Origin of the sequence: Lentilactobacillus parafarraginis DSM 18390 = JCM 14109 (assembly GCF_001435895.1) — a bacterium.
GTDB lineage: Bacteria > Bacillota > Bacilli > Lactobacillales > Lactobacillaceae > Lentilactobacillus > Lentilactobacillus parafarraginis.
This window is the reverse complement of sequence record NZ_AZFZ01000108.1, coordinates 1-4,523: the sequence shown is the minus strand read 5'-3', so window position 1 is coordinate 4,523 and position 4,523 is coordinate 1. Positions and strand designations below refer to the sequence as shown.

The window sequence follows — 4,523 nt, the reverse complement described above, 5'->3', positions numbered from 1 at the left end:
TATTTATGGGCGGGACTTATGTCCCAGCCTCAAATACTTTGAAATGAAGACAAACTAATTCAAGTTGGTCAATCATCAAGTTATGTCCGGCTTTATTTAAGAGAACGAAGCCACAATTAGCATTTTTCAGCCCTATAATTGCCTGCTCTTGATAACCAACTACTTGATCGTTTTTTCCTACAAGGATTTCTAACGAAAATTCATAGGTGGCATTTTTTAGCTTTTGTTCAATAGAGAGCGAATATTCTCCTGCAAGTCTACTTAAAAAAGACTGATCAGCATGTGTAAGACCGGGAATAATCAATTTCTGATAAAGTTCCCAACTCTGTTGATTAATCATAACTCCCATACTCAAAAAGTCTTCAAAATATTCCGAATTGCTAACAGGATTCAAATTTGTTTGAGATATATTGACATGCTCTCCGACTCTGCGTTTCGAACTATTGGCTGTAATTACAGGAGCAGTTAAAAACATGCCAGCTACTTGCTCTTTTAAATTAAGTGCGATCCCCTGCGCCAAATATCCACCAAATGAATGTCCGTACAAAATAAACTGCTGTGACCCCACAATTTTCCTAATTACTTCAATGAGTAATCTTAGAATGTTGTTACTACTGGGGAATACATCTGAGGCGCTTTTGCCCATCCCAGGTAGATCTAAGTAAATTCGCTGAAAGTCGCTATCCCGAAGTATAGGTTCGAAAAGCAACTCGGTAGAATGACTATCAAGTCCCAATCCGTGAAGAAATACGATAGGTTGCCCTTTCCCATGAACTATGTACGAAATCTTTGAAAGTATACGGAGTTGATTCAAATTGACATCTTCCTTTCCGATTAAAGCGTTAAACCATTAAATCACTTCCATCAAAGTATATACCAAAGTTACTTTACTGCCCCCTCAATTCAACTAATTAACGCCTTACAATAAACCTAACCTCATTTTCGATTAGCACCATTTTCCAAAAAGAAAAAGGCTGCACTTCCGCAACCTCACCATCTATCTGTTGTTTGAAATCAGTGACCCTTGTGCTTTGCGAGTCGCTTAGCTCTTCGGTGCAAATATCGGTTCTCCTCTGCATTGGCCTTCTCCACGGAACGATTCCGCTTTCGATGCGCCTTTGCCTTTTCGAACTGTACATTTAACGCCGTCTGAGCCTTTGTGTTCGTGTTGACCGTCACCGCTTTGCGAGCTAATCGTTGCAGTCGCTTCGGGTTAACCTTCGTTTTTCCGGCCAACGCGGTTTTTGAACCAGGATCAGCGCCATAAAAATGAACTTTCGCCCAGCCATTCTTTATCAGGTCACTAATAGCCGGCGTTTTAGGTTCCGAGGGGCCAAACACAATCTGAGCAACTTCGTAACTGCCAGCCGTCCGTCTTTCAAAGATTCCTTTGTAAAACGGTGGGTCAAACACAATTGTCAACTGACTTTGAATTTTTACCATGTGATAGATCCTCCTATAAGTTGTTGCGAAAAGCCGGACGACCTAGGAGGAAGGATACTGAGGTGATTGACCACCGTGTCCGGACTACCAACCGGAACTGTGTTTTTACTTTTCAGATTAAGTTTACCAAATATGGTTGGTAAAGACCATGCGGCGGAACATATGAATTAATCTAGTTGAAAATATAGGATCCAGCTGGTGATGATGATCACCACTGAACTATAATGTCCCTAGAGGTGAGGGAAATGAAAATCAGAAAAATAGTCATGCCAATAATTGTGTTAATATCAGCCTTTGTAGGGATTGAAGAAATGACAGTCCAAGCTAGTGAACATGTCAATCCACAGTCGTTACAGTCAATAAATGTCCCAGGGGTTTACAAAATGATGACCACTGCAAAAAACTTAAAAGCAACTCCCGTTAAACCTAATCAGATTGAACAGTTTGATATTATTTTAAAGTCACCTAACACCTTTAGTGTTCAAAAAAATGCAATTGAAATTAATACACCGGGTAATCCCAAATTCAAACACTATTTAACGCCAAATGAATTTGGTAAGCAGTTTGGAGCCTCACAAGGAACCATTTCTCAATGGCAACGATTTCTTAAGCGGCATTCATTAAAGTCTCGGGTTTTTAAGAATCGGTTAATCATCCAGGCTTCTGGCAAGGCGCGTATGATCGAACATGTCTTCCATTTCAACTTCACGACTGCACAATACCATCAGAATCCCCTTCAGTTTGGTGCTAAAGCGCCTAAAATTTCCAACCAATTAATCAAGTCTGTAGTAACAGTTATTGGCTTAACTGATCACAGTCGCTATTATGTAGGGCTGAATACTTTACTGCCATTTGTTCGGCGCCCAGAAAAAGGACAGCGACATCTAAGCGGCTTCACCAATCAGTTCACCACTCACTATCATGTAACACCATTATATAAGGCCGGATTAACCGGAAAGGGGCAAACAGTCGGAATCATTGCTTTTGAAGGCGTTGAAAAACAAAACGTTCTTAAATTCTGGCAACATGAAAAAGCTGCAACCAATCATAATCGACTTCAAATCAAAAATGTCCGTTCACCATTTTATGAACCAAAGAAAACCGTTCGTAGTTCAAGTGAAACAACCATGGATACTGAATATGCCGGATCAATCGCACCAAAGGCAAATGTTAAAGTTTACTTGATTAATACCCCCAATCCAACCCTAACGAACTTTGTAGATGCCTATGAACAAGCATTTAATGATAATGTTGTTAGCAGTACTACCAATAGTTGGGGGCTACTAGATAGTGGGTTAATTCGAATTTTACGTCATCGGCAACTGCTAACCCCACAGTACCGACAATTATTATCCCTGGTGCTAGCTCAGGGGGCAATTCAAGGAATCTCTAACTTCACGGCTTCAGGGGATGCGGGCGGTTACAACTATATGGTTAAATCAGTTATTAAAAATCGATTATTTTTTGATCGCACCTTAGTTTCTTCGGATTTCTTTGACAGCAATCCATTCATCACTTCTGTCGGAGGAACTACCCTGCCGTTCAACGTTAAAACCAAATTTGGTAGGGTCGTGAATACTAAAGAGCGGGCTTGGGGATCTGATTATGTCTGGCCCCTTTTGCAAAAGCACCCCAGTGCTCTTCAAAACAATCCGTTCATCCTGTTATCTAACTCAGCAGGAAGCACAGGTGGTTTTAGTCACCAATACAACACGCCAACTTATCAGCTAAATGTCCCGGGCGTTAATACCTTTGCCGCTCGAAACTATTTGTCAGCGTTAAACCAGCCTTCAGTTGACCCGGTGCTTGTACATGGAACCAACTGGGGTAGAAACTACCCAGACATTTCTGCAGACGCTGATCCTGCTACGGGCTACTATATCTATCAGAAAAGCGCAAGAAATCCAAGGCAAGTTTGGGGCGGTGCTAGCGGCACTAGCATTGCTTCACCACAGTATGCAGCGATGGTGGCGTTAATTAACAGCCAGCCCGGCCGGAAACGAATGGGATTCTGGAATCCTCAGATTTATCAATTGGCACAACAAGCCGATTCACCGTTTACGCCCCTAAACAGTACCACCAATAATTCAAACCTGTACTTTGTTGGCCAACCAGGAACAGTGTATAATCAGGCAACTGGGTTAGGAATTACCAACTTTAACAAACTAGTCAAGTCATACAAATAATATTACTCGTAAAAGATACCCTCAAAGCTAAAGCTTTGACTTTGGGGGTATCCTAATTTTCTCGAATTCTTCACCATTTGTGAGTCATTAAGACAAATTCAATGCTCTGATCCAGCGTTTTTCAGGAATTCGGTCTGACCCTGTTCCTAAATAATCTTAAGCTTACCAAAAGTGATTCGGATACATATAGTCCGGACTGATTTGAAGATACCAGCCATAACTCAGAAAAAACCGGCAACAAATTTGTCGATCGGATCGCAGCTGACCTTGAAATACTCATTAAGTCGATGGTCGAATTGCTTGCAAATTCAAGTTATACACAGATCGGCGTTGGGCTTTATTCACCTCAGGATACCAGCATTCAAGCGGAGTCGCGCCCAGTTCCATCTAACGTCGTGCTGGCAAAATGAAAACCGTTACTGGACTAAAACNGCTTCTTGCGAAATATGAGGTAGCCGGCAATCAGTAGCACAAAGCTATAAGCAATCGGTCCCCAAGGTCAGCTGCATATTAGTTAAATAAGTCGACTGCACCATCGACGCATTATAATACTTCTTGGTCAAATTAATCATGTTGAACGGATTCCATCTGAAGACAGATGCCAGCCGCTGATTTTGAAGCAAAAAATTATACGAAATAAACGCGCCCATAAAAACCACCGCTGAGATGGTTCGCGAACCTCTAAAACTTAAGTAGATTTAACCGGCCTTATCCTTGATTTTCCAACTGTCGGGTTATTGTCGTGACGCTGTCGTGGTATGATTTTCATAAGCACACTATGGTTTAAGTGAATCATGAATGATTCAAAACTAATAGTGAGGAGGAACAGAACGGCAGATCGAGCTTGCTGAAAAACCATTCTGAAACTAGGGTCCGTCTGAAAACTTTATTTCA

General features: G+C 41.4%; 3 protein-coding genes. 1 reads left to right on the top strand and 2 read right to left on the bottom strand.

From position 1 onward, the window contains the following. Positions 1–16 precede the first annotated feature (16 nt). Both FD47_RS13750 and FD47_RS13745 read right to left on the bottom strand, forming a co-directional pair. On the bottom strand, positions 17–814 hold the full coding sequence (locus FD47_RS13750; RefSeq protein WP_056980805.1) for an alpha/beta fold hydrolase: 798 nt from the start codon (positions 812–814) through the stop codon (positions 17–19). 200 nt (positions 815–1,014) lie between these two features. After that, entirely contained in the window at positions 1,015–1,443 is a 429-nt protein-coding gene (locus tag FD47_RS13745) for a YjdF family protein (protein ID WP_054736574.1), read from the bottom strand. Between the two features lie 383 nt (positions 1,444–1,826). Here FD47_RS13745 and FD47_RS13740 point away from each other — a divergent pair, with 383 nt between their 5' ends. Then, positions 1,827–3,629 carry a S53 family peptidase gene (locus FD47_RS13740; RefSeq protein WP_225353010.1) on the top strand — a complete coding sequence of 601 codons (1,803 nt, stop codon included), beginning with the start codon at positions 1,827–1,829 and terminating at the stop codon, positions 3,627–3,629. Positions 3,630–4,523: the final 894 nt, after the last annotated feature.

What these genes read in the sequence shown, in the direction of transcription:
- FD47_RS13745 (WP_054736574.1), bottom strand. Translation starts at nt 1,443, where the DNA reads ATGGTAAAAATTCAAAGTCAGTTGACAATTGTGTTTGACCCACCGTTT.
- FD47_RS13740 (WP_225353010.1), top strand. Translation starts at nt 1,827, where the DNA reads ATGATGACCACTGCAAAAAACTTAAAAGCAACTCCCGTTAAACCTAAT.